This window comes from Pseudomonas sp. FW215-R2, from assembly GCF_058789255.1.
Genome location: NZ_JBYTBO010000004.1, coordinates 328,747 through 353,150, shown reverse-complemented (window position 1 = coordinate 353,150; position 24,404 = coordinate 328,747). Strand labels below are relative to the sequence as shown.

At 59.1% G+C, this 24,404-nt stretch carries 18 protein-coding genes; 8 read left to right on the top strand and 10 right to left on the bottom strand.

The window, feature by feature from the left end; all coding sequences use genetic code 11:
* Positions 1–158: 158 nt before the first annotated feature.
* From AC3WRD_RS08320 to AC3WRD_RS08305, 4 genes are all read right to left on the bottom strand, one after another.
* Positions 159–1,064, bottom strand: coding sequence for an AraC family transcriptional regulator (locus tag AC3WRD_RS08320; RefSeq protein WP_096820362.1), 906 nt, complete (start codon positions 1,062–1,064; stop codon positions 159–161).
* Between the two features lie 53 nt (positions 1,065–1,117).
* A complete protein-coding gene (locus AC3WRD_RS08315) occupies positions 1,118–1,996 on the bottom strand; it encodes a PI-PLC domain-containing protein (protein ID WP_102619824.1) in 879 nt (292 codons plus the stop codon).
* Between the two features lie 146 nt (positions 1,997–2,142).
* Positions 2,143–3,435, bottom strand: coding sequence for a glycosyltransferase (locus tag AC3WRD_RS08310; RefSeq protein ID WP_102619825.1), 1,293 nt, complete (start codon positions 3,433–3,435; stop codon positions 2,143–2,145).
* 166 nt (positions 3,436–3,601) lie between these two features.
* On the bottom strand, positions 3,602–3,967 hold the full coding sequence (locus AC3WRD_RS08305; RefSeq protein WP_102619826.1) for a response regulator: 366 nt from the start codon (positions 3,965–3,967) through the stop codon (positions 3,602–3,604).
* Positions 3,968–4,230: 263 nt separating this feature from the next.
* Here AC3WRD_RS08305 and AC3WRD_RS08300 point away from each other — a divergent pair, with 263 nt between their 5' ends.
* Genes AC3WRD_RS08300 through AC3WRD_RS08280 form a run of 5 tightly spaced genes read left to right on the top strand, consistent with a single transcriptional unit; the run spans position 4,231 to position 10,775 of the window.
* On the top strand, positions 4,231–7,722 hold the full coding sequence (locus AC3WRD_RS08300) for a response regulator (protein WP_102619827.1): 3,492 nt from the start codon (positions 4,231–4,233) through the stop codon (positions 7,720–7,722).
* Positions 7,722–8,555 (top strand): CheR family methyltransferase, encoded by an 834-nt coding sequence (locus AC3WRD_RS08295; RefSeq protein WP_096820368.1) that lies wholly within the window; start codon positions 7,722–7,724, stop codon positions 8,553–8,555. Before AC3WRD_RS08300 ends, AC3WRD_RS08295 begins: the two co-directional genes overlap by 1 nt.
* The gene (locus AC3WRD_RS08290; RefSeq protein ID WP_102619828.1) at positions 8,552–9,145 is read left to right on the top strand and encodes a chemotaxis protein CheB; all 594 of its coding nucleotides are present in this window, start codon (positions 8,552–8,554) and stop codon (positions 9,143–9,145) included. Before AC3WRD_RS08295 ends, AC3WRD_RS08290 begins: the two co-directional genes overlap by 4 nt.
* Positions 9,139–10,353, top strand: coding sequence for a hybrid sensor histidine kinase/response regulator (locus AC3WRD_RS08285; protein WP_102619829.1), 1,215 nt, complete (start codon positions 9,139–9,141; stop codon positions 10,351–10,353). Before AC3WRD_RS08290 ends, AC3WRD_RS08285 begins: the two co-directional genes overlap by 7 nt.
* Positions 10,354–10,397: 44 nt before the next feature.
* Positions 10,398–10,775, top strand: coding sequence for a response regulator (locus AC3WRD_RS08280; protein ID WP_007954537.1), 378 nt, complete (start codon positions 10,398–10,400; stop codon positions 10,773–10,775).
* 39 nt (positions 10,776–10,814) lie between these two features.
* On the opposite strand, the gene AC3WRD_RS08275 is transcribed toward AC3WRD_RS08280, so the two are convergent.
* The 4 genes from AC3WRD_RS08275 to AC3WRD_RS08260 form a co-directional block, all read right to left on the bottom strand.
* A complete protein-coding gene (locus AC3WRD_RS08275) occupies positions 10,815–11,702 on the bottom strand; it encodes a halovibrin HvnA (protein ID WP_102619830.1) in 888 nt (295 codons plus the stop codon).
* Positions 11,703–11,886: 184 nt separating this feature from the next.
* Positions 11,887–13,557, bottom strand: coding sequence for an ATP-binding protein (locus tag AC3WRD_RS08270; RefSeq protein ID WP_102619831.1), 1,671 nt, complete (start codon positions 13,555–13,557; stop codon positions 11,887–11,889).
* Positions 13,554–15,056: an ATPase domain-containing protein gene (locus AC3WRD_RS08265; protein WP_102619832.1), complete on the bottom strand. Its 1,503-nt coding sequence runs from the start codon at positions 15,054–15,056 to the stop codon at positions 13,554–13,556. The genes AC3WRD_RS08270 and AC3WRD_RS08265 overlap by 4 nt, the downstream gene beginning before the upstream one ends.
* A 127-nt stretch (positions 15,057–15,183) precedes the next feature.
* Positions 15,184–16,239, bottom strand: coding sequence for a tetratricopeptide repeat protein (locus tag AC3WRD_RS08260; RefSeq protein ID WP_102619833.1), 1,056 nt, complete (start codon positions 16,237–16,239; stop codon positions 15,184–15,186).
* Positions 16,240–16,431: 192 nt separating this feature from the next.
* Here AC3WRD_RS08260 and AC3WRD_RS08255 point away from each other — a divergent pair, with 192 nt between their 5' ends.
* From AC3WRD_RS08255 to AC3WRD_RS08245, 3 genes are read left to right on the top strand one after another with little or no spacing between them, the layout of a single operon-like run.
* Positions 16,432–18,567 carry an FUSC family protein gene (locus AC3WRD_RS08255; RefSeq protein WP_102619834.1) on the top strand — a complete coding sequence of 712 codons (2,136 nt, stop codon included), beginning with the start codon at positions 16,432–16,434 and terminating at the stop codon, positions 18,565–18,567.
* A complete protein-coding gene (locus AC3WRD_RS08250) occupies positions 18,557–18,757 on the top strand; it encodes a DUF1656 domain-containing protein (RefSeq protein WP_096820375.1) in 201 nt (66 codons plus the stop codon). Before AC3WRD_RS08255 ends, AC3WRD_RS08250 begins: the two co-directional genes overlap by 11 nt.
* 4 nt (positions 18,758–18,761) lie before the next feature.
* Complete coding sequence (locus tag AC3WRD_RS08245; RefSeq protein ID WP_102619835.1) at positions 18,762–19,742, top strand: HlyD family secretion protein; 981 nt, start codon at positions 18,762–18,764, stop codon at positions 19,740–19,742.
* Positions 19,743–19,801: 59 nt separating this feature from the next.
* Here the strand turns inward: AC3WRD_RS08245 and AC3WRD_RS08240 are convergent, their stop codons facing one another.
* Entirely contained in the window at positions 19,802–21,223 is a 1,422-nt protein-coding gene (locus tag AC3WRD_RS08240; protein WP_096820377.1) for an efflux transporter outer membrane subunit, read from the bottom strand.
* Positions 21,220–24,399 carry an efflux RND transporter permease subunit gene (locus AC3WRD_RS08235; RefSeq protein ID WP_102619836.1) on the bottom strand — a complete coding sequence of 1,060 codons (3,180 nt, stop codon included), beginning with the start codon at positions 24,397–24,399 and terminating at the stop codon, positions 21,220–21,222. Before AC3WRD_RS08235 ends, AC3WRD_RS08240 begins: the two co-directional genes overlap by 4 nt.
* Between the last annotated feature and the right edge of the window lie 5 nt (positions 24,400–24,404).

Sequence of the window (24,404 nt, the reverse complement as noted above, 5' to 3'; positions counted from 1 at the left end):
GGAAGAATGTGCACTGATTACAGCCTTCAATCGCAGGGCTGACAAATCATCCCTAGCACTTGAATCGATACTTTTTTGCACTCTCGATTGACGCGACAAACACAGGGAAGGGCGTTTCAGGACAGCGAGGGCAATGAAACCGTACAGGTTTTCGGGCGTCAGCCGTGGTTTTGCTCGGTCAGACGCTGCACCACCAGCCGCCGATAATGCGAGGGCGTCATGCCTTTGAGCTGCTGAAAGCGCCGATTGAAATTGGAGATGTTGTTGAAGCCCGACTCGAAACACACCTCGGTCACCGGTTTGTCACCGTCCGCCAGCAGTTCGCAGGATTTGCTGATGCGCAGGCGATTGACGAACTCGATGAAATTGCGCCCCGTGGCCTGCTTGAACACGCGGCTGAAATAGGTCGGTTTCATGCCCAGGTGCTCGGCGACTTCCTCCAGCGGCAGTTCACGGGCGTAGTGGGCGAAGATGTAATCCACGGCGCGGTTGGTGCGGTCGATGTTGTGTTCGTCGGCCAGTTGCGGCGTGGTTGCGCCGGATAGCAGTTGGTAGTCATCGGAGGCCGCCAGCAATTCCATCAGGATGAAAAAGTGCCCGAGACGGGTGATGCCGCTTGAATCGGCGATGCGTTGCATCAGGGTCATGGCCTGACGAATCGTCTGCGGTGAGCGGAATTCGATGCCGTACTGCGCGCGTTCCAGCAGTGGCGCCAGAGTCTTGAGTTCGGCGAACACCTGATGACCGCTTTCGAACAGCTCATCAGTGAAGTTGACCAGCATGTCGCGCTTCTCGACCACTTCGTCTTCGGCCACCTGGCTGATCCAGTTGTGCGGCAGGTTGGGGCCGGTGAGGAACAGCGTCTGCGGGTAGAAGTTGCCGATGTAGTCGCCGATGAATACCTTGCCCGAACTGGCCACGATCAGGTGCAGTTCGTATTCCTTGTGAAAATGCCAGCGCACCAGCGGGCAGGGGAAGCCGTGCTGGCGATAAATGATGGACAACCCGTTGTGGTCATCCATCAACTCGTAGGAGGGGTCGGTCACGCGGGCGGTTCGGGTCATGGTCGGACGCTTTTTTTGTTATCGCCCGGCGATCATGCCTCTTTGCGCGCCCGTTACGCCAGCAGGCGATCAGCGGGGCGCTGGTGGGCCTTGGTTTGATTCACGGCACGGCAAAACGACACGATGTTGGTCTCTTCGATGAAGTCGACGTTGATGACGTTGCACTTCATTGCCCAATCACTGTTGTCTGGATCGAACCACTCGTTCAGTTCTTTATGAATATCCACCGGGCCGCCCAGTGCGGTGTAACAGGTGGCGGACAACGACCAGGGTTTCCACGCGCCAGGTGGGGATTTCATGACGTAGCCGATGAACTGTTTCAACTCCGCCGAGTCGGTCCGATTGCTGCCCGACCATTCATGGTTGATGTAATCAATGAACACATGGCGATCAAGTTGCCAGTGTGACCGAGCGGCCGCAAATACACGTTGCTCCTTGCTGATGTGTTTGAGTTGCCCAAGGCCGGCGCTCAGGTTTTTGCTCGGGATCAAGCGATGTCCGAGCAGGTGAATCATCATTTTATTGAAGTAGTCATAATCGAAGTCGTTACCGTCGAGACTGTGGAAGTCCAGAACAATGAACTCGTCCGGGTTTTGCTTCAGAAAGTTTTCTACGTCGGTGATCAAGTTGCCCAGGGTTCGGGAGTTGCGGTGTCCGCCATGGTGAGCACGGAATCTGCTGACGCCTTCGGCCTTTGGCTCGTAAGCCAGGCGAATGTCCAGCACCCGTGCGCCATGGTGAAGTTGGGCGTGAAACGAGTCATGCTGGCAAGCCAGCCAATGACGGGGTGGGCCGAACACTGGATAACTGGCGCGCCAGTCGCTGCCAGCGTTGTGGGTTCCCGGCAGGGTCAGTTCGGATATCGAAAGTGAATCGATGGACGGTGTCGCCGCCATCCAGTTATAGGAGGCGTAGTTATTGATGTCGGTCATGCATGCATCCTGCATAAGTTGATTGAGGCGCCACTCTTTAATAACGAAAGTGGCGCGGGCAGGATGTTTATAGTGTTTAGCTTTTCAGATGGCTATCTATCGATTGATACAGGTTGTTGGTTGTTGTGTTTATAAATTTCAGGGCTTTATTGTTTGTTTGCATTCTTTGCTTCAATCCACTGCGCCATGTATTGCGTGCTCTTGTGCGAGTGATGTCGCAACATGCTGCCGGTGAAGTTGTTGCGTCTTAGTTGGGCAATGTTTGCGCGACAGTCCAGCAGTTTGTTGATCAGCGCCGGCCCATGTATGGCCTGCTGATAAACCTCCTGGAGTAGCGCGTGCCCCTGGGACTGCGCGGTGTGCCAACGAACCTCGTCGCGATAAAGCTCGACCGCGGTATTGGCCAGATCCTGCGCCGTACGGCAGACAGCGCCCGGCCAGGGTTGGTCGGTATGCATGCCTTCAGCGCCAATCGGCGTGGTGACACTCGGCGTGCCGCAAAGCATGGCATCGATCAGCTTGCCTTTGATGCCGGCGCCAAAACGCAGGGGCGCCAGGCAGATGCGCGCATCGGACATGACCTGCAACGCATCCTCGGCCCAGTTCATGATGTGAAAACCCTGTGCGGCATTGTGCAAAGCTGCAGCCTTGGGCGGCGTGTAGGCGCCGTAGATGTGCAATTGTGCTTTGGGCAGTTGTTCACGGATCAGTGGCCAGACGCTCGACTTCATCCATAAAACCGCGTCCCAGTTCGGTGCATGACGGAAATTGCCAATACTGAGGAAGTGCGCGCGCTCCTCGAAAGGCTTCACCGGTGCGCTGGGCGGTTCGACCATCAACGGACACCAGTACAGCAACTCGGGTGGCAGCTTGAACTGCTGCACCAGCAACTCGATTTCCACCTGCGAAATCATCAGGTTCAGATCGCAGCGATAGAGCGCCGCGATCTCGCGTTTGGCCAGGTCGGTGTCAGCCATCAGCTCGAACTCTTCGGCCAGCGCCGGGGCAAACAACTGATCGAAATCGTTGGCGTCATCGCTGAGCTTGAGGCGATCCTTCAACCGCTGATGACGGGCATGCCGCAGGCTTTGCAGATCCGAGGTTTCCAGAACGCGCAAGGCATCAGGGCAGTGCTTTTCCACTCGCCAGCCGAACTGCTCTTCGATCATGAACTGGTCGAACAGCACGATATCCGGGGCGAGTTCGCTGATGAAGGTGTCGAAGCTGCTGTTGTTCAGCTCGATCGGGACTTCGCGGATGCCCAATGCAGTCAGGTCGGCGCGGTGCTCACCAGTGCCGGCAGGGCTGGCAAAGGTGATTTGCCAGCCTTGTTGCAGGAAAGTTTCAAGAATCTGCATCACATGCCCGCTCGCGGCGGAGGAGCGGGGTTCAGGCCAGACGTAACCAATGACGAGGACTTTGGTTGCGGGCTGACTCATGAGAAACGATTCCTGGGACGAAGAGACGAAAAAAAGGCGCGCGAATTAGACCACAACCCGGGTGTCGCGGGATCCGTTTTTCTTGGGTGGACATCGGACAAGACCAAGCGCAAAGCCTACTGGCAGGGCGCGTGACAGTTTTATCCAGGAATTGAAGTCGGGTGGCTCAGGACTGACCGAGAACCCCTTTGACCTTGTCACGCAATTGATCAATGGAAAACGGCTTGCCGATCACATGCATGTCTGCCGGCACTTCAATGGTTTCGGCATAGCCGCTGGCGAACAGAATGGGTAGAGCAGGGCGCAAGTTGCGCGCTTCAGTAGCCAATTGACGGCCATCCATGATCGGCAAGCCGACGTCGGTCATCATCAGGTCGATGTGTTGATTCACATCCTTGATAATCTCCAGCGCCTGCTCGCTGCCGTCCGCTTCCAGAACCTTGAACTCCAATTCCTCCAGCACGTCGACGATCAGCATGCGCACGATGGCATCGTCTTCTACTACAAGGATGGTGGACGCAGTGGTGGACATAGTGGCGGCTCTCAAGAATGGGGAGGGGGGCGCCGGTCGATCAAAATTGCCGGGCTCTTGCATGAGTAAGTGGCGCATAGCCACAAGTTCCCGAATGGATACAAAAAAGAATAGGTGCAAACGGGCGGGCAAGGATAACCGTTGGCCTGTGAATCGGCGCAGGCAAATGTGGGAAAACAGTGCTAACACTGTGAGAAAAATGGATCCATGCCGCCGTTTTGGGGCAAACTCCTTGGTTTTCAACAGTTCGACAAGGCTGCCACATGTCCTCTCCGTCTTCGGTTGATGAGCAACGGTTTCGCAAACTACTGAGTCGCAACGTCAGCCTGCCTTTGGGTGTGGGCGCAATCAGCGCGGTGTTCTTCGTTTCCCTGATCACCTATCTGTTGTCGGTGATCCAGTGGGTGGAACACACCGACCGGGTGATCAATAACGCCAATGAAGCGGTGAAACTCACCGTCGACCTGGAAACCGGCATGCGCGGTTTCCTGCTCAGTGGCGATGAACACTTCCTCGACCCGTATGAAACGGCGAAGCCGCGTATCTCCGTGGCGCTCAACACCTTGCTTGAACTGACCGCCGACAACCCGGTGCAGACCGACCGCCTGCGTCGCCTGCAAGCCTTGCAAACCGAGTGGGCGACCTACGCGCAATCGATGATCGACCTGCAGCGCGCCAGCGGCGACTACAAGGCCGCGGTCAAGGCCGGGCGCGGCAAACGCCTCACTGACGAGATCCGCAAGCAATTCGAGGACGTGATCGATACCGAGCAGACGCTGCGCACCACGCGCAACGAAGACGTGCGCCGCACCACCATCTGGAGCATCAGCCTGTACCTGCTGTTCATCGCCGGCATCAGCGGTTTGCTGGCTTATATTGGTCGTCGCGATCTGCTCAGCCTTTCCAGTAGTTATGGCGCCAACCTCGCTGCGCAAAGGGCCAGCGCAGAACGCCTGGAGCAGCAGGCCTGGCTGCGCACGGGCCAGACCGAGCTGGCCGAACAAGTCCTGGGGCAACTGACGCTCAATCTGCTGGGCCGCAACATTCTGCAATTCTGTGCCCAGTACCTTGGCACTGCCGTGGCTGCGTTGTATGTACGCGAAGAGCATGGCGGGCTCAAACGCGTGGCTAGCTATGGTTTCTCCCGCGAGCAGGAAGAGCAGGAACAATCGATCTACAGCGGTGAAGGCATTGTCGGCCAGGTCGCGCAGCAGGCGCGGCTGATTCGTCTCGATTCGGTGCCGGCCGACTACTTCAAGGTCAGCTCCGGATTGGGCGAAGGCCTGCCACACAGCGTGCTGGTGGTACCTACCAGCGATGACGACCGGGTCAACGGCGTGATCGAGCTCGGCTTCCTGCGTCCGCTCACCGAGCGTGATGTGGCGCTTCTGGAACGGATTGCCGGCAACATCGGCACATCCATCGAAGCGGCGCGTTACCGCCAGCGGCTACAGGAAGTGCTGGCCGAAACCCAGCAGCTCAACGAAGAGTTGCAGGTGCAGCAGGAAGAACTGAAAACCGCCAACGAAGAACTGGAAGAACAGTCGCGGATTCTCAAGGAGTCCCAGGCGCATCTGGAAACCCAGCAAGTCGAGCTGGAGCAGACCAACGAGCAACTGGCCGAACAGGCCCAGACCCTGGCCGAGCAACGCGATGCCATGGACCAGAAGAACACCGAGCTCAATCAGGCTCAGGTGCAACTGGAAGAGCGCGCCGAAGAGTTGCAGCGTTCGAGCAAATACAAATCCGAATTCCTCGCCAACATGTCCCACGAACTGCGCACGCCGCTGAACAGTTCGCTGATCCTGGCCAAGCTGCTGGCGGAAAACCCGCAGGACAACCTCAGTGCAGAGCAGGTGAAGTTTGCCGAATCGATCTATTCCGCCGGCAACGATCTGCTCAACCTGATCAACGACATTCTCGACATTTCCAAGGTTGAAGCCGGCAAACTCGAAGTGGTCCCGGAAAACACCAGCGTGGCGCGCCTGGCCGAAGGCCTGCGCGGTGTATTCGAACCACTGGCGGCGGACAAGAAACTGGCGTTCAGCGTCGAGTTGCAGCCGGACGCACCGATTACGCTGTTCACCGATCGCCAGCGTCTGGAGCAGGTCATCAAGAACCTGCTGTCCAACGCCGTGAAATTCACCGAACACGGCACAGTCAGCCTGACCATCGCCGGACAACCGGACGATCGCATTGCCTTTATCGTGCGCGACTCGGGGATCGGGATTGCCCAGGACCAGCAGGAAAGCATTTTCGAAGCCTTCCGCCAGGCCGACGGCACCACCAACCGCAAATACGGCGGCACCGGGTTGGGCCTGTCGATCTCCCGGGATCTGGCGACCTTGCTGGGCGGCTCGATCAGCGTCAGCAGCGCGCCGGGGCAGGGCAGTGCCTTTACGCTGGTGTTACCGCAGCAATACAGCGAGCCGGGTGATACGCCGGTTACACCGCTGACCTTCAGTCCGCCGGCGTCCGCACCGGTCATTACACCTGCCGTCGCGGTGTCGCCGCTGGCGTCCGTCGACATCCCGCGTTTCAACGACGACCGCAACAAGGCACCGTTCGATACCCGCTGCATTCTGGTGGTGGAAGACGAGCCGAATTTTGCCCACATCCTCTACGACCTGGCCCACGAACTGGGCTATCAGTGCCTGGTTGCTCACGGCGCGGATGAAGGTTATGACCTGGCGAAAGAGTTCGTGCCAGACGCAATCCTGCTGGACATGCGCCTGCCGGATCACTCGGGCCTGACCGTTCTGCAACGCCTGAAAGAACACGCCGAAACCCGGCACATCCCGGTGCACGTGATTTCCGTGGAAGACCGCGTCGAAGCGGCCATGCACATGGGCGCTATCGGTTACGCCGTCAAACCGACCACCCGCGAAGAACTCAAGGACGTGTTCGCGCGCCTTGAAGCCAAGCTGACCCAGAAGGTCAAACGCGTGCTGCTGGTCGAGGACGATGATTTGCAACGGGAAAGCATCGCCCGCCTGATCGGTGATGACGACATTGAAATCACCGCCGTCGGCCTGGCACAGGACGCGCTGGAGCTGCTGCGCACGACGATCTTCGATTGCATGGTCATCGACCTGAAGCTGCCGGACATGCTTGGCAACGATCTGCTCAAGCGCATGTCCACCGAAGACATCTGCTCGTTCCCGCCGGTCATCGTCTACACCGGACGCAACCTGACCCGCGATGAAGAGGCCGATCTGCGCAAGTATTCGCGTTCGATCATCATCAAGGGCGCGCGCTCGCCGGAGCGTCTGCTGGATGAGGTCACACTCTTTCTGCACAAAGTCGAATCGCAGTTGTCCCATGAACGGCAGAAGATGCTCAAGACCGCGCGCAGCCGCGACAAGGTCTTCGAGGGTCGCAAAGTGCTGCTGGTGGACGACGATGTACGCAACATCTTCGCCCTGACCAGCGCGCTGGAAACCAAGGGTGCAGTCGTGGTGATCGGCCGTAACGGTCGCGAAGCGATTGAAAAACTGAATGAAGTCGAGGACATCGACCTGGTGCTGATGGACGTGATGATGCCGGAAATGGATGGTTTTGAAGCCACCATGGAAATCCGCAAGGATCCGCGCTGGCGCAAGCTGCCGATCATTGCGGTAACGGCCAAGGCCATGAAGGATGATCAGGAGCGCTGCCTGCAGGCAGGCGCCAATGATTACCTGGCCAAGCCCATCGACCTGGATCGCCTGTTCTCGCTGATTCGCGTGTGGTTGCCGAAGATGGAACGCATTTAGTGGAACGTAGTTACTCAGCAGAACGAAACAGCGAAATCGAATTGCGCTTGCTGATCGAGGCGATCTACCTCAAGTACAGCTATGACTTTCGTGACTACTCCGGCGCGTCGATCAAGCGCCGGGTGCAACATGCGTTGAGCCAGTTCGAATGCGCGACGATTTCGGCGTTGCAGGAGAAGGTCCTGCACGACCCGACGGCGTTCATGCAATTGCTGCAATTGCTGACGATTCCGGTCAGCGAGATGTTCCGCGATCCGTCGCACTTCCTGGCGATCCGTCAGGAGGTGGTGCCGCTGCTCAAGACCTATCCGTCGATCAAGATCTGGATCGCCGGGTGCAGCACCGGTGAGGAGGTCTATTCGATGGCGATTCTGTTGCGCGAAGAAGGTCTGCTCGACCGCACGATCATCTACGCCACCGACATCAACCCGCGCTCGCTGGACAAGGCCAAGCAGGGGATCTTTTCGATGGAAAACGTGCGCGCCTACACCGCCAACTATCAGCAGGCCGGCGGTCAGCGCTCGTTCGCCGACTACTACACTGCTGCGTATGGCTACGCGATTTTCGACAAGAGCCTGTGCGAGAACGTAACCTTCGCCGATCACAGCCTGGCGACGGACAGCGTATTCTCTGAAACTCAATTAATTTCATGTCGTAACGTGTTGATTTATTTCAATAAAAAACTTCAGGATCGAGCATTCGGATTGTTCCATGAGTCGTTGTGCCACCGAGGCTTCCTGGTGTTGGGCAGCAAGGAAACGCTGGATTTTTCCGGCTATTCCAACCAGTTCGAGCCCTTGGTGAAACAAGAACGGATCTACCGCAAATCATGAACAGTGCAGCGGATTTGCCTCGGGTCGAGGCGATTGTGGTCGGGGCTTCCGCCGGTGGCGTCGAGGCCTTGCTGACGATGCTCGGTTCGCTGCGGTCAGGGTTCGGGCTGCCGATCATCATCGTCCTGCACCTGCCGGAAGAGCGGCGCAGCCAGCTCGCCGACGTGTTTGCCCGGCGAGTGGCGTTACCGGTCGCCGAAGCCATCGATAAACAGGACATTCAGCCCGGCACCGTGTATTTCGCCACACCGGGCTATCACCTGTCGGTGGAGCAGGACCGCAGCCTGTCGTTGAGCCTGGAAGACCGCTTGCATCATTCGCGGCCTTCGATCGATTTCCTGTTCGAGTCCGCCGCCGATGTCTACGGCCCGGCGCTGGCCGCGGTGCTGTTGACCGGGGCCAACCACGATGGCGCGCGGGGCCTGGCGCAGGTCAAACGCCATGGCGGGCTGACCATCGTTCAGGATCCGGACGATGCGCAGATCGCGACCATGCCCCAGGCGGCACTGAAGCTCCATCAACCGGATCACATACTTCCCATACGCGGCATCGGCCGTCTGCTTGTCGAGCTGGAACGAATCGCATGCTGAGTAATATCCAGGCAAAACTGCTGATCGTCGACGATCTGCCCGAGAACCTGCTGGCTCTCGAAGCGCTGATCAAACGCGAAGACCGCACCGTCTACAAAGCGCTGTCGGCGGACGAAGCGCTGTCGCTGCTGCTGCAACACGAATTCGCCATGGCCATCCTCGACGTGCAGATGCCCGGCATGAATGGCTTTGAACTGGCCGAGCTGATGCGCGGCACCGAGAAAACCAAGAACATCCCGATCATCTTCGTCAGCGCTGCCGGCCGTGAACTGAATTACGCGTTCAAGGGTTATGAAAGCGGGGCGGTGGACTTCCTGCACAAGCCGCTGGATATCCACGCGGTGAAGAGCAAGGTCAATGTATTTGTCGACCTGTACCGCCAGAGCAAGGCGATGAAGCAACAGGTCGAAGCCCTCGAACAGAGCCGCCGCGAACAGGAAGCGCTGCTTCAACAGTTGCAGAGCACCCAAGGCGAACTGGAGCAGGCGGTGCGCATGCGTGACGATTTCATGTCGATCGTCGCCCACGAAGTGCGCACGCCGCTCAACGGCCTTATCCTCGAAACCCAGCTGCGCAAGATGCACCTGGCCCGGGACAACGCCGCCGCGTTCACCCTCGACAAGATGCACGCGATGGTCGACCGCGACGAGCGCCAGATCAAAAGCCTGATCCGCCTGATCGAAGACATGCTCGACGTGTCGCGGATCCGCACCGGCAAGCTGTCGATCCGACCGAGCCGTTTCGATCTGGCGCAACTGGTCGGCAACCTGCTGCAAAATTTCGCCCAGCAGATCGAAGCGGCCGAGACCGAAGTCAGCTTCACCGCCGCCGAACCGGTGCAAGGGCAGTGGGACGAGTTCCGCATCGAGCAAGTGGTGTCGAACCTGCTGACCAACGCCTTGCGTTATGGCGGCAAGAGCCCGGTGCAGGTGCGGGTTTATCGCGAAGGCAATGAGGCTCGGGTCGAAGTCGCGGATCAGGGCATCGGTATCAGCGAGGAGAATCAGAAACGCATTTTTCAACAGTTCGAACGGGTTTCCGCCAAGACGGTGGTGGCCGGCCTCGGGCTGGGTCTGTTCATTTCCGAGCAGATCGTCGCCGCCCATGGCGGTTCCATCGTCGTCGAGAGCAAGATCAACGAAGGCGCCCTGTTTCGCGTTTGTCTGCCGCTCCAGGAAAACGGCGAAACAAACGCAACCTCTGAGTGACCACACGGTCGTATCAGCAGCTATTGACCGAACAAAGGCTTCCCATGAGCGTAGATGCACAAGATGTTGTACTCGTCGTCGAGGACGAACCGGTGATCCTGATGGTGCTGACAGACTATCTGTCAGGGCAGGGATATCGCGTATTGCAGGCCGAAAACGGCGAGCAGGCGTTCGAGATTCTGGCGAGCAAGCCGCATCTCGACATGTTGATTACCGATTTCCGCTTACCAGGCGGGATCTCCGGCGTGCAGATCGCCGAACCCGCCGTCAAATTGCGCCCGGATCTCAAAGTGATCTTTATCAGCGGCTATCCCCAGGAAATCCGCGAGACCGGCAGCCCTATTACCCGCAGGGCGCCGATCCTGGAAAAACCGTTCGATCTGGATGTGTTGCAGGAGAAGATTCAGGAATTGCTGGCCTGACGCATGCGTCGGTTGAATATCGACGCAGCGCACTGAGCACTACTTCACCTGATCAGCTTGATTGAATATGAACTGAGCATTCGCCGTAGGTGTAGTCGGCAATATGATTTTTATGATGGGAAGGACTAGTCCGCCAGTCGAATTGAAAAAGTCGACTTGATCGAATTGCGCACCTGCCAGCCCACCTTCCATATAGAAAAAAGCCTGCAAGGGCAGTTCTTTCGGAATGTCCTGTGGCCAGGTCGCGAGAATAAGTTCGATATAGTCATGGACACCTGCAAAGAAGTTCGCCAGTTGATGAGCCCTTATCGTTTGGTAAAAGGCATCCGCGGCCAGGTGATTCATCGAGTCGCTGACGTCAAAGGCACATTGATTCCACGTGTAGCTGTTGTAGTTGGCGATCCATTGCTCTGCGGTGGTTATTCCGAGGACCTTGCAGAGCCGGCTGCGATCCGGTGCATAAGGATGAGCCCCGCAACCGGGCTTTTCTCTTAGTGTTGTAGCTCCATCCTTGGGAAAGGAGCAGAGGATATCGATGTCTCGCTTGTCCGGAGGGGAGTTGAAAATCGGATAGAAAATAAACCCGTTTGTCTTCCGGTATACAAGCGTGGTGAATTTCGAATCCTGGCTCAGAAACGAAAATGAAACGCCACCACTCGATTGCGAATGCGGGCTTGGATTCCACGATTTGTAATTGGTTGAGGGAGTCGTTGCGCGAAGGATAATCCCCCGGCACAAAAACGCTGGCATTGAAGGTTTTCCGCAGTTCTGACGGAGGTCGTTGTACCGGGCGATCAAATCTGCAACTACTTGTGGGCCCGTCTGCTGAACGCTCTGGGCGACACTGATTGATTGCGTCGAGGATTGATCGTTGAATTGACACCCGGTCATCACCAGCATCAATAGCAGCGAGAAGATTCTTTTCATTGTTCTTTACCCGATTGATGTATGGCTCAAAAACCTTGCGCTCCGGCGGGTATGAAGCAACAAAAAAATCTTGATGAATAGCTGTCAGAGTTGACAGGTTTCAAGCATGAAAAAACGGCCTATGCTGCACAGTTGGCCGCTTATGGAAAGTTACCGTCTGTCAGGATGGACAAGGAGCAAAGCGCTACCCGCGAATCATCTCCCGCACCTTCGCCGTCAACAGATCGAAGGTGAACGGTTTGGTGATCATCTGCATGCCCGGGTCGAGAAACCCGCCGCGTACCGCGGCGTGCTCGGCGTAACCGGTGATGAACAGGACTTTCAGCTCTGGCCGGTATTGCCGGCCGATTTCCGCCAGTTGCCGGCCGTTCATGCCTGGCAGGCCGACATCACTGATCAACAGATCAATGCGCTGCGCCGAATCCAGGATCGGCACCGCGCCGTCGGCGTCGCTGGCTTCGACAAAGCCATAACCCAACTCACTCAACACCGCGCTGACCAGCACGCGTACGGCCGGGTCGTCTTCGACGATCAAGACGGTTTCGCCTTCCACGGCGTTCGGCGCCTGCTCCGTGTCTGCTGGCGCGTGAGGCAGTGACTCGCCCTGGAAACGCGGCAGATAAAGTTTGACCGTGGTGCCTTGATCGATCTTGCTGTCGATCGACACATGTCCACCGGATTGCTTGCTGAAGCCATAGATCATCGACAGGCCCAACCCCGTGCCCTGGCCGATCGGCTTGGTGGTGAAAAACGGGTCGAATGCGCGATTGATGACACTTTCCGGCATGCCGCAACCATTGTCGGTCACGCTCAAGACGACGTAATCACCGGGCTCAAGATTGCTATAGGTCGCGGTGTAGTCGCGATCCAACACCTGATTACCGGTTTCGACTACCAGATTGCCGCCGTCGGGCATCGCATCCCGAGCGTTGATCACCAGGTTGAGCAGGGCGCTTTCCAGTTGATTGGGGTCGGCTTCGGCCACCCACAATTGTTCATGTAGACGCATATCCAGCTGGATGCTTTCGTTGAGGCTGCGTTGCAGCAATTCGCCCATCGATTGCACCAGGTCATTCATCTGCACCGCTTTGGAGTCCAGCGACTGTCGCCGGGAAAACGCCAGCAAACGGTGAGTCAGGCCGGCGGCACGGTTGGCTGATGTCACGCCGAGATCGATCAGGCTGTCGAGATCTTCAGTCCGTCCACGAGCCAGTCGCCGGCGCAGCAATTCGAGACTGCCGATAATCCCGGTCAGCATATTGTTGAAGTCGTGAGCGATACCGCCGGTGAGCTGGCCGACCGCTTCCATCTTCTGCGACTGGCGCAGGGCTTCTTCGTTGTGCCGCAGTTGCGCCGTGCGTTCCTCGACTTGTTGCTCAAGGGTTTCGAGGGTCGATTGCAGGCGTCGCTCGCTTTCGCTCAGATCAATCAGACGGTCGCGGGCTTCGTACTGTCGTCGTCGCCCGCGCAGGGCAGTCGTGACCAGACTGATCAAGGTCGCCGGATGGAAAGGGCGTTCAAGGAATGTCACGTTGCCCAGCAATTCACTGAGTCGCGAGGAGGGGCCTTGTTCGGACCCACCGTGATGGGTGAGCAGGACGATCGGCAGATCCGACCACGCCGGTTGTTGCTTCAGGTAGGCCAGCAGGCCTTCCAGGTCCGGGCCATTCAGGGCCTCGGCGGCGATCAGCAGCAGACCGGCGCCGGGTTCCAGTTCGGCGCACAGATGCCCCAGGCCGGACGTGATGAGACCGCCGTAACCGGCCTCGTTGAGGATCATCAGCGCAATCTGGCTGTCGCGACCCAGGGGCGCGAGGATCAGCGCCCGTTCGGACAGCGGGACGGTGACGGTCACAAGTTGTCTTCCTTGAGCAGCGGATTGCTCGCGCCGAGGTACGTGGGCACACCGCGCAGCACCCCCTGGAAGGCTTCCAGTGGCTCGCCGATGGTCATGCCCTGGGCGGAAATACGGTATTCACGGATGGTCGATTCGTGGCTGCCGGTGCGTTTCTTGATGATCGAAATCGCCCGACGCACCTTGCCGAGGGCTTCGAAGTAGCGCAACAGGATCACGGTGTCGGCCAGATACGTGATGTCCACCGGCGCCTGCATGTCGCCGACCAGACCGTGCTGGGCGACGGTCATGAAGGTCGCGGCGCCTTTGCGGTTCAGGTACAGCAGCAGTTCGTGCATGTGCAGGACCAGCGCGTTTTCTTCCGGCATCGCGGCCTGATAGCCGTTGATGCTGTCGATCACTACGGTCTTGATGTCGGCTTCATCAACGCAGCGTCGTACCCGGTGAGAGAACTCGCCGGGAGACAGTTCGGCGGCGTCGACTTGCTCGATCAGCAGATTGCCGGTGGCTTGCAGGGCCTTGAGGTCGATGCCGATGTTCTTCATGCGCTCGAACAGCAGCCCCAGTTCTTCATCGAAAATGAACAGTGCCGCCTTCTCGCCACGCGTGACCGCAGCGGCAGCGAAGATCATCGAAATCAGCGATTTGCCGGTACCGGCCGGGCCGAGAATCAACGTGCTGGAGCCGGTTTCGATCCCGCCGCCCAGCAGCGCGTCCATTTCGTGGATGCCACTGGTCAATTGCAGACGCGGGTAATCGCCCCGATGTTCGGCCGCCACCAGACGCGGAAAGACATGCACGCCATCGCCCATGATGGTGAAGTCGTGAAAACCGCCGCGATATTTCTGGCCGCGGTACTTGATCACCCGCACACGTCGGCGTTCGGCGCCGTAATTGGGGGTCAACTCTTCGAGGCGGATGACACCATGGGCCACGCTGTGCACGGTTTTGTCGAGGGACTCTGTCGTCAGGTCGTCCAGCAACAATACCGTCGCGTCATACCGCACGAAGTAGTGCTTGATCGCCAGGATCTGGCGGCGATAACGCAGGGAGCTTTGCGCCAGCAGGCGGATCTCCGACAGGCTGTCGAGCACCACGCGGGTCGGTTTGAAGCGCTCGACCACTTCGAAAATCTGTTTGGTGGCTTCGCCCAGCTCAAGATCAGAGGAATACAGCAGGCTCTGCTGATGCTCGGCGTTGAGCAGGCTTTCCGGCGGTGTCAGCTCGAAAATCTCGATGTTTTCGTTCAGGTCCCAGCCGTGGGAGAGCGCACCCTGGCGCAGTTCGCGCTCGGTTTCGGACAGCGTGATGTACAGCGAGCGCTCGCCGGCCCGGGCGCCGGCCAGAAGAAAATGCAACGCCACCGTGGTTTTACCGGTACCGGGCTCGCCCTCCAGCAGGAACACATGACCGCGAGACAAACCACCGGCCAGAATGTCGTCCATCCCTTCGATGCCTGTGGCGGCTTTTGCGCTGATCAACTCGTTCGATGTAGACAAAAAATGCCCTCTCATGACTAGGGGAAACGAGGCAGCGGGCGGTGTACGCCATTCTGGGCTGCCTGATTACTTGACCCTTCGTCGCGAGAGCGGTTCCGAATTTCTTGCGGGAGGCGTCTGACCTCGTTCAAAGACCTTGCTGCAACGACGGATCGTCCGGATTCATCTGTTCGAGTTGGGCCAGCAGAACCTGCACGTTCTGCAATTGGCCACTTTCCTTCCAGTAATTGATCAGCAGCACTCGCGCCTTGCGGTCGGCCGGATGACGCTGGACGATTTCCTGCAACTGTTTCTGCGCCGCTTCCAGTTCCTCGGCGCTGTGCAGGGTGGTGGCGAGGTCGTAGCGATAGTCCTTGTTGTCGGGCTCCAGCTCCACGGCTTTGGACAGGCCGAGCAGGGCGAATTCGCGTTGATCGTGATGTAGCAACCACAGGCCCAGTGCATGTTGCAGATAGGCGGAATCCGGCTGAGCCTTCAATTGTTGGGCCAGCAGTTGTCGGGCGGCGTCACTCTGGCCCTGACGGTCAAGCACTTCGATCTGCATCACCAGCGCCGGCAGGTTGGCGGGATCCAGGCGCAGGGTTTGCTCAAGAGCATCCTGTGCCTGCTTGAGCTCGGCATTGTGCAGATACAGACGTGCCAGTTGCGCGTAGTTGGCGGCGCTTTCCGGCTGGCTCTTGAGTGCCTGCTCCCACACGTCGATGCCTTGCTGCAACGGCGCGAAATACAGGCCCAACTGATCGGGGGACAAGCCGAGCAGAGCGTTGATCGCGGTAAATCGAACGTCCTGATCCTCATCGTCGAGCAACGGGCCGAGCAACAGACTGCGCTGGCCGCCCGGCACCAGGCCGGTCACGCTCCTGATCGCCGCCATTCGTACATCCGGGGATTCGTTCTGCAGATCGGCATCGGCCAGTTTCAACGCTTGCGGGCTCGGGTAGTTCGGCAGTTCGGCGTGCAGCCAGACACGCCGCTTGACCGACAGGTCCGGACGCCCCAGCTGTTGGTACAAAACCCGCGCCGCGCCCGGTTGACCGGCTCGTGCGGCGGCCAGCGCTTCACTGAAACCATGCTTGATGGCCTCCGGCACCACGGGCGCGGTGCTGCGCAGGGACAGCCATCCAACCAGGAGGACAAGCACGAGGCCAAGACTGATGAACAAGTAGCGGCGGGACTGAGGCATGCAGGTATCCGAAGCTTTTATATTGACGCAGAGGGGGCAAGCTTCGGTCAGCTGAAGCCGTGAGTCAAACACTGTGCCCGATATGACCGACCACCATTGATGAATAGCCCTACAACATCTGTCGGCCCCGGAAGTCGGCCAGCTCTCAATGCAGTGACTACGCTTGGTGAAGTTCCTTTGACGAGCGCATTCATGCAAGCCCTGTTCAATTATTTCAAGGCCGTGATCCACCCTGGTCAGGCAGTGCTGCTGTTTGGCCTGCGCACCATTGCGGCCGGGCTACTGACGCTGTACCTGGCGTTCCTGTTCGATCTGGATCAACCCAAGTGGTCGATCATGGCCGTGGTCATCATCAGTCAGCCACTGGCGGGGATGGCGTTGGCCCGCAGTTTCGGTCAGGTCATTGGCACTACCCTTGGCGCTGCTGTGGCGGTGCTGATCATGGCGATTTTTCCTCAGGCACCTTTGCCGTTCATCACAACCCTGGCGCTGTGGCTGGCCCTGTGCACGGCTGGCGGCACGTTGCTGCGCTACACCAGTTCCCAGGCGTTCGTGCTCAGTGGCTACACCGCCGTGGTGGTGGCGCTGCTGGCAATCCCGGATCAGGACGGCACCTTTCTGCTGGCGGTCACCCGGGTCACTGAAACCTTGCTGGCGGTGGCCTGCGTCTGTGTTGTCAGTCTGCTCACGGCCCGTCCCGAGGCGGTTTCGCGCAACTACTTCGCCAAAGTCGATCAGGTCATCAAACTGGTTGCCACCCATGCCGCCGCAGTGATTCGTACCGAAGAAAGCGAAGCCGAATTCCAGCGCCGACAAATGCAGCTGCTCGGAGAAATCAGTGCGCTGGAAGGCTTGCGTCGCCATCTGTATTTCGATGCCCCGCGCCTGCGCAGTGCCAACAACCTGGTGTTGATGCTGGGCAATCAACTGATGCTGCTGACATCGCGCCTGACTGCCCTGCGTCATCAGCGCCAGTTGCTGACCGCGCGCTGGGACGGCGATCTGCCGCTCGAGGTCCAGCGTTTGCGTGCCGATGAGCTGGCGTTTCTCGATCAATTGGCACAGTACGGGCGTTCACTGCCGGAAGACATGCGGCACCAGCTGGTTGTCCTGCAGCAACAATTCGAAGCGCTGGCCTACAGGGCTGAACAGTTGACCGAAGACATGAGTGCGACCTTGCGTTCGCTGGCATGGGCACTGCGTTGGGAGCAGGCGCGGTTGCTGCAACAACTGGAGCAGATCCTCGAACTGAGCGAAGCGATACAGGAAGGACGGGAGGCCAGTTGCATGTTTCGCGGCCAGTCCAGTCCGCTGCACCTGGATTTCACCCTGGCAGCCATGAACGCCATCCGGGCCTTCAGCGCACTGCTGGTGGCCGGGCTGATCTGGATCGAAACGGCGTGGGACGGTGCACGTGGCGGAATGATTCTGGTGGGAATTCTGTGTTCACTGATGGCAACGTTCCCGCGCCCCTTGATCGCCGCACAGAGCTACGCCCGGGGATTGGGCCTGGCACTGGTGGTTTCGGCGCTGTATCAGTTCATGCTGGTGCCGGCGGTCAACGACTTCGAATGGCTGGCGCTGTTGCTGGCGCCTCTGCTCTATGTGATTGCGGTCGGACTGGCCAGTCCGGCCACGGCGGGCATCGGCATGGGGCTGGGATTGTCGAGTTTCCTGATGCTCGGTCCACAGAACGTCGGCACCGGGCAGAACACCGCCATCCAATGGTTCGAGTTTGCCGGTGCCTACGTCAGTGCGGCGATGTTGGCCCTGATCGTTTATGCCTGGATCTTTCCGTTCCGCCCGGTGTTGCGAATCCGCCGGTTCTACAACGAAGCGCGGGAGCAGGTGTATCAACTGACGAAAGTGCCCGCTACAGACGAACAGCAATTCACGTTCGAAAGCCGCATGGTCGATCGCCTGACAACGATGCTGGGGCTGTTGCCGGCAGCCAATGATCCGGATATGCAACGACGATATGAAATCAGTCTTGCCTGTGTGGCACTCGGCGTGGCCATCCACCAGCTCAGGCAACAGGTGCAGGGTAACGCCTTGCTCACGGACGCTTTCGGCCAGCAACTGATGGCCGCCTTGCGCCAGACCGGCCGCTTTGCCGCTGGCCGTCCGGATGTGCACCTGCCAGCCTTGCTGACGACGCTGCACGCGCTCGGTGATCAGTTGGATGACCTGCATGCCGCGACGCATGAACACCTGTGGTCCGTGTTTCGTATGCGCGTTGCTTTGTTGATCGTCGTCTCGTTTCTTGAGCGTCACGGTGAGTATCTGCAACACAACGTCCCTGAAGGAGTACCGGCCCTTGCCCATTGATTTCGAGGTCGGTGGCGTCTACCTGCCACCCATTGCTCAGGCCCTGATTCTGGCCATCCCGGTCTTTCTATTGCTGGACTGGGTATTGCGCCGCCTCGGCGTGCTGCGTCTGGTCTGGCATGAAGCGCTGTTCGAAGGGGCGTTGTACGCCTGTGTTTGCGCCACATTGATTTTGTTGATGGGAGCCTGATGCCTTGAAGACGTTGCTCACTCGATTGACGACATTGGCAGTGGTGTTGCTGGCAATCGTGCTCGGCTGGTTCGCCTGGGAGCATTACACCCGAGCCCCATGGACACGGGATGCGCGGGTGAGGGCGGATGTCGTGACCCTGTCGGCGGATGTCTCGGGGCGTATCGTCAGTCTGGCGGTGCAGGACAACCAGCATGTCGACAAGGGCCAATTGCTGCTGGAGATCGATCCGGCTCGCTACAGCCTGGCGGTTGAACATGCCAGGCGTTCGGTCGAAGTGGCCAGGGCCACGCTCGGCCAATCCCGGGCCGCCATCGTCGCCAGCGAGGCCTTGCTCAAGCAACGCGAGAGCGAAGAACGGCGCAGGCGCACGCTCAAGCAGGGCTTTGCGATTTCCGGGGAAGAATGGGAAAAGTCCAGTACCGAAGTGGCCGTGGCCCAGGCTGATTTGCTGCGCAACCAGGCCAATCTGGGTCTGGCGCAAGCCAACGTGCAATTGGCGATTGCAGCACTGACTCAGGCCGAGCTGGACTTGCAGCGTACCCGTGTCGAATCGCCGGTCAGCGGCTATGTCACCAACCTGTTGACCCGTCAGGGGGATTACGCGGTGGCCGGCGGAGCGTTGCTGGCACTGGTCGACAGCGACTCGTTCTATGTCAGTGGCTATTTCGAGGAAACCAAACTGCCAAGGATCGAGGAGGGTGATCGCGTGCGGATTGAATTGATGAGCGGCGAAAAGTTTGGCGGCACGGTGCAAAGCATCGCCTTCGCCATTGCCGATCGGGAAAACGCACCGGGCAGTCGATTGCTGGCCAACATCAACCCCAGCTACACGTGGGTAAAGCTTGCACAGCGGGTGCCGGTGCGGATCGGCATCGACCCGGATTACGCGGGCAAGGACCGATTGAGGGCAGGCACCACCGCCACCGTCACGGTGCTGGAGAACCATGAAAGACAGGCACAAAAAAGCCCCGCGACCGAATGATACGCGGGGCAAAGAATTTGGTTGGTTGCGGCCAACCAAAGGAGCTCTTTAAAAAACTGTTACTTGCTGGCAACCGTTTCTGGCTGCCAGCCGCCGCCGAGGGCCTTGTAGATCGCGACAATACCGCGATACAGATCGACTTCGGCCTGGGCCTGACTGTCTTCGGCGTTCAAACGTTCACGCTGGGCGTCGAGCAGCACGAGGAAATCCGTGGTGCCTTCGCGATAGCGGATTTCAGCCAGATCGGCAGCCTTGCGGCTTGATTCGCTCTGGCGGATCAGCGAGATCAACCGTTGCTGGCGTTTGCCGTAATCGCTGAAAGCGTTTTCCGATTCTTCCAGAGCCAGCAGCACTTGCTGCTCGTAGGTCGCCAGTGCGCCTTCGGCATCGGCGTCGGCGCCACGCAAACGGGCCCGCACGCTGCCAAGGTCGAACGCCGCCCAGGTGATGCTCGGGCCTAGTGCCCAGGCGTTGGCCGCCGAGGAACCGATCTGCGAACCACGCCCGGCCGTCCAGCCGAGGAAACCGCTGAGGCTGACCCGTGGGAACAGGTCGGCCTTGGCCACACCGATACGTGCCGTGGCGGAAGCCAGTTTGCGTTCGGCGCTGAGAATGTCCGGACGACGTTGCAACAGTTCGCCTGGATTGCCGATCGGCAATGCCTTGGCGATGGCTGGCAAGTCTTTCGGGCTCAGGTCGACGGTCAGCTTGTCCGGACGCTCGCCCAACAGGGTAGCGATGCGGTTTTTCTGGCGAACCTGTTCGGCCTGCAATTGCGGCACGCTGGCTTCGACCGATGCCAGACGCGCATCGGCACGTTCGACATCGAGCTGATCACCCACGCCGGCGTCACGCAGGCTGATGGTGATCTTGCGCGACTCCTGTTGGTTCTCCAGGTTGGCCACGGCGATCTTTTCCCGCAGTTGTGCACCGCGCAGTTGACCGTAAGCGTCCACCAGTTCGGCAATCATGGTGACTTGCAGCTGGTACAGATCGGCTTCGGCAGCCTGCTGGTCAGCGTCGCTGGCTTCCAGATTGCGCTGGATGCGGCCAAACAGATCGATTTCCCAGGCCATGTCCAGACCCAGGTCATAGCGTTCGCTGTTGACCCGTTTGGTGGTCTGGCCGGGAATCTGACCCTTGGCCAGATCGCTGCTGGCGCGGCTGGTGATAGTCGGCATGGCGTCGTTGCTGACGTCGTCGCGGATCGCCCGTGCAGCTTTCCAGCGGGCGAACGCCACGCGCAGTTGGCGGTTGCCTTGCAGCGATTGAGTCACCAACTGGTTGAGGGTCGGATCGTCGAACTGCTGCCACCAGATGCCTTCGAACTTCGAACGGTCAAAGTTCTTCTGGCCGGCGGCGCCGTCGGTGGCGGCCGTGATGTTGGCCGCCTCCGTGGCTGGGGTCTTGTAGTCGGGACCGACTGCACAGGCGCTCAAGGCCAGTACCAGCAGGCTCGGCAGGAAGACTTTCAGACTCATTGTTGCGCCTCCAGTTTCAGGGACTTGGCCGCTTTGCGAGCCTCACCGCGTTCCACGAAGTTGCGGATCAGCACATAGAACACCGGCGTCAGCAGCAGACCGAAAAAGGTCACGCCGAGCATCCCGGAGAACACCGCCACACCCATGGCATGACGCATCTCGGCACCGGCACCGCTGGAGAACACCAGTGGCACCACACCCATGATGAACGCGAACGAGGTCATCAGGATCGGCCGCAGACGCAGACGGCAGGCTTCCAGTACAGCGGCCAGCGGGTCGAGACCTTCTTGCTGTTTGTCCTTGGCGAACTCGACGATCAGAATCGCGTTCTTGCACGCCAGGCCCACCAGTACGATCAGGCCGATCTGGGTGAAGATGTTGTTGTCACCGCCAGAGATGATCACACCGGTAATAGCCGACAGCAGGGTCATCGGTACGATCAGGATCACCGCCAGTGGCAGGCTCCAGCTTTCGTATTGAGCGGCGAGCACCAGGAACGCCAGCAGTACGCAGAGCGGGAACACGAACAGCGCGGTGTTGCCGGACAGAATCTGCTGGTAGGTCAGGTCGGTCCACTCGTAGGTCATGCCGTTCGGAAGTTCATCCTTGAGCAGTTTCTCGATGGCTTTTTCGGCCTGGCCGGAGCTGTAGCCTGGGGCTGCGGCACCGTTGATTTCAGCGGTGATGAAGCCGTTGTAGTGCATCACGCGATCCGGACCCGAGGTGTCGCTGACCTTGATGAAGGTCGCCAGCGGGATCATTTCGCCCTTGTTGTTGCGTACTTTCAGCTGGCCGATCTGGTCGGATTCGAGGCGGAACTGCTGTTCAGCCTGAACGTTGACCTGATAGGTGCGACCGAAGCGGTTGAAGTCGTTGGCATACAGCGAACCCAGGTAGATCTGCAGGGTGTCGAAGATGTCGCTGACGGCCACGCCGTGGGTCTTGGCTTTTTCGCGGTCGATGGCAGCATCGACCTGTGGCACGTTCACGGTGTAGCTGGTGAACAGCCCGGCCAGTTCAGGCACGCTGTGGCTCTTGGTGATGATGTTCATGGTTTCCTTGTACAGCTCGTCGTAGCCAAGGTTGCCCCGGTCTTCGATTTGCAGGCGGAAACCACCAATGGTGCCCAGACCTTGTACCGGCGGCGGCGGGAAGATCGCCATGTAGGCTTCCTGGATCCCGGCGTACTGGCCGTTCAAGGCACCGGCAATCGCACCGGCGGACATGCTCGGGTCTTTACGCTCGTCGAACGGTTTGAGGGTCACGAACACGATGCCGGCGTTCGGGCTGTTGGTGAAGCCGTTGATCGACAGACCCGGGAACGCTACGGCGCTTTCCACGCCCGGCTGTTTCAGGGCCAGGTCGGACATGCGCTTGATCACGTCTTCGGTGCGGTCCAGGCTCGCGGCGTCCGGCAGTTGCGCGAAGGCCACCAGGTATTGCTTGTCCTGGCCGGGCACGAAACCGGTCGGGGTGCTGGAGAAACCGAAGAAGGTCAGCACCATCAGGCCTGCGTACAGGAAGAGGGCGATGCCGCTGCCACGGATAACCCGGCGCACGGTGCCGACGTAGCCATGGCTGGCGCGGTCGAAGAAGCGGTTGAACGGACGGAACAGCCAGCCACCGAAGATCTTGTCCAGCACTTTGGAGAAGCGGTCTTTCGGTGCGTCGTGACCTTTGAGCAACACAGCGGCCAGCGCTGGCGACAGGGTCAGCGAGTTGAAGGCCGAGATCACTGTCGAGATCGCGATGGTCAAGGCGAACTGCTTGTAGAACTGACCGGTGAGGCCCGAGATGAATGCAGCGGGTACGAACACCGCACACAGCACCAGCGCCGTGGCAATGATCGGACCGGTCACTTCACCCATGGCCTTTTTGGTCGCATCGAAGGGGTTGAGTCCCAGTTCAATGTTCCGCTCGACGTTCTCCACCACCACGATGGCGTCGTCCACAACGATACCGATCGCCAGTACCAGGCCGAACAGTGACAGCGCGTTGAGCGAGAAGCCGAACAGGTGCATCACCGCAAACGTACCGATCAACGATACCGGCACCGCCACCAACGGAATGATCGAGGCACGCCAGGTCTGCAGGAACAGGATCACCACCAGAACCACGAGGATCAGCGCTTCGAAGAGGGTGTGAACCACCGCCTCGATGGAGCCACGCACGAAGATCGTCGGGTCATAGACGATGCTGTAGTCCATGCCTTGCGGGAAGCTTTTCTTCAGTTCTTCCATCTTGCCGCGAACTTCGTTCGAGATTTCGATGGCGTTGGAGCCCGGGCGCTGGAAGATCGGGATCGCTACGGCAGGCTGGTTGTTCAGCAACGAACGCAGGGCGTATTGGCTCGAACCCAGTTCAACGCGGGCGATGTCTTTCAGACGCGTGATTTCACCGTTGTCGCCTGCGCGAATGATGATGTTCTCGAACTCTTCCTCGGAGACCAGACGGCCCTGAGTGTTGACCGACAACTGGAAGCTCTGGGCATTCGGGGCAGGGGGGGCGCCCAGTTGGCCGGCGGCGACCTGACGGTTCTGCTCGCGAATGGCGGTCACGACATCAGTGGCAGTCAGATTGCGCGAAGCGGTCTTGTTCGGATCGAGCCATACACGCAGCGAGTAATCGCCCATACCGAACAGCTGCACATCACCGACACCACCAAGGCGAGCGAGCTCATCCTTGATGTTGAGGATTGCGTAGTTGGACAGGTACAGCATGTCGTAGCGTTTATCCGGCGAGGTCAAGTGCACAACCATGGTCAGGTCGGGCGAGGCCTTGTCGACGGTGATACCGATGCGCGTCACTTCTTCTGGAAGTTTCGGCTCGGTCCGGGTCACGCGGTTCTGCACCTGCACCTGCGCGTTGTCCAGGTCAGTGCCCAGGGCGAAGGTGATGGTCAGGGTGATCTTGCCGTCAGCGGTCGACTGCGAGGACATGTACAGCATGTTCTCGACGCCGGTGATGGCCTGCTCCAGTGGAGCCGCCACGGTTTCACCGATGACTTTAGGGTTGGCACCCGGGAAGTTGGCACGCACCACCACGGTCGGTGGCACGACTTCCGGGTATTCGCTGATCGGCAACTGGAACAGCGAGATCGCACCGGCGATCAGGATCAACAGCGAAAGCACCGCTGCGAAGATCGGCCGTGAAATGAAGAATTGGGAAAAATTCATCGGAG

Bases quoted from the DNA above. Each gene is read 5' to 3' on its own strand.
- AC3WRD_RS08260 (WP_102619833.1), bottom strand. From the start codon at position 16,239: ATGCCTCAGTCCCGCCGCTACTTGTTCATCAGTCTTGGCCTCGTGCTT.
- AC3WRD_RS08235 (WP_102619836.1), bottom strand. From the start codon at position 24,399: ATGAATTTTTCCCAATTCTTCATTTCACGGCCGATCTTCGCAGCGGTG.
- AC3WRD_RS08285 (WP_102619829.1), top strand. From the start codon at position 9,139: ATGCTGAGTAATATCCAGGCAAAACTGCTGATCGTCGACGATCTGCCC.
- AC3WRD_RS08290 (WP_102619828.1), top strand. From the start codon at position 8,552: ATGAACAGTGCAGCGGATTTGCCTCGGGTCGAGGCGATTGTGGTCGGG.
- AC3WRD_RS08320 (WP_096820362.1), bottom strand. From the start codon at position 1,064: ATGACCCGAACCGCCCGCGTGACCGACCCCTCCTACGAGTTGATGGAT.
- AC3WRD_RS08310 (WP_102619825.1), bottom strand. From the start codon at position 3,435: ATGAGTCAGCCCGCAACCAAAGTCCTCGTCATTGGTTACGTCTGGCCT.
- AC3WRD_RS08280 (WP_007954537.1), top strand. From the start codon at position 10,398: ATGAGCGTAGATGCACAAGATGTTGTACTCGTCGTCGAGGACGAACCG.
- AC3WRD_RS08305 (WP_102619826.1), bottom strand. From the start codon at position 3,967: ATGTCCACCACTGCGTCCACCATCCTTGTAGTAGAAGACGATGCCATC.
- AC3WRD_RS08255 (WP_102619834.1), top strand. From the start codon at position 16,432: ATGCAAGCCCTGTTCAATTATTTCAAGGCCGTGATCCACCCTGGTCAG.
- AC3WRD_RS08240 (WP_096820377.1), bottom strand. From the start codon at position 21,223: ATGAGTCTGAAAGTCTTCCTGCCGAGCCTGCTGGTACTGGCCTTGAGC.
- AC3WRD_RS08315 (WP_102619824.1), bottom strand. From the start codon at position 1,996: ATGACCGACATCAATAACTACGCCTCCTATAACTGGATGGCGGCGACA.
- AC3WRD_RS08300 (WP_102619827.1), top strand. From the start codon at position 4,231: ATGTCCTCTCCGTCTTCGGTTGATGAGCAACGGTTTCGCAAACTACTG.
- AC3WRD_RS08275 (WP_102619830.1), bottom strand. From the start codon at position 11,702: ATGAAAAGAATCTTCTCGCTGCTATTGATGCTGGTGATGACCGGGTGT.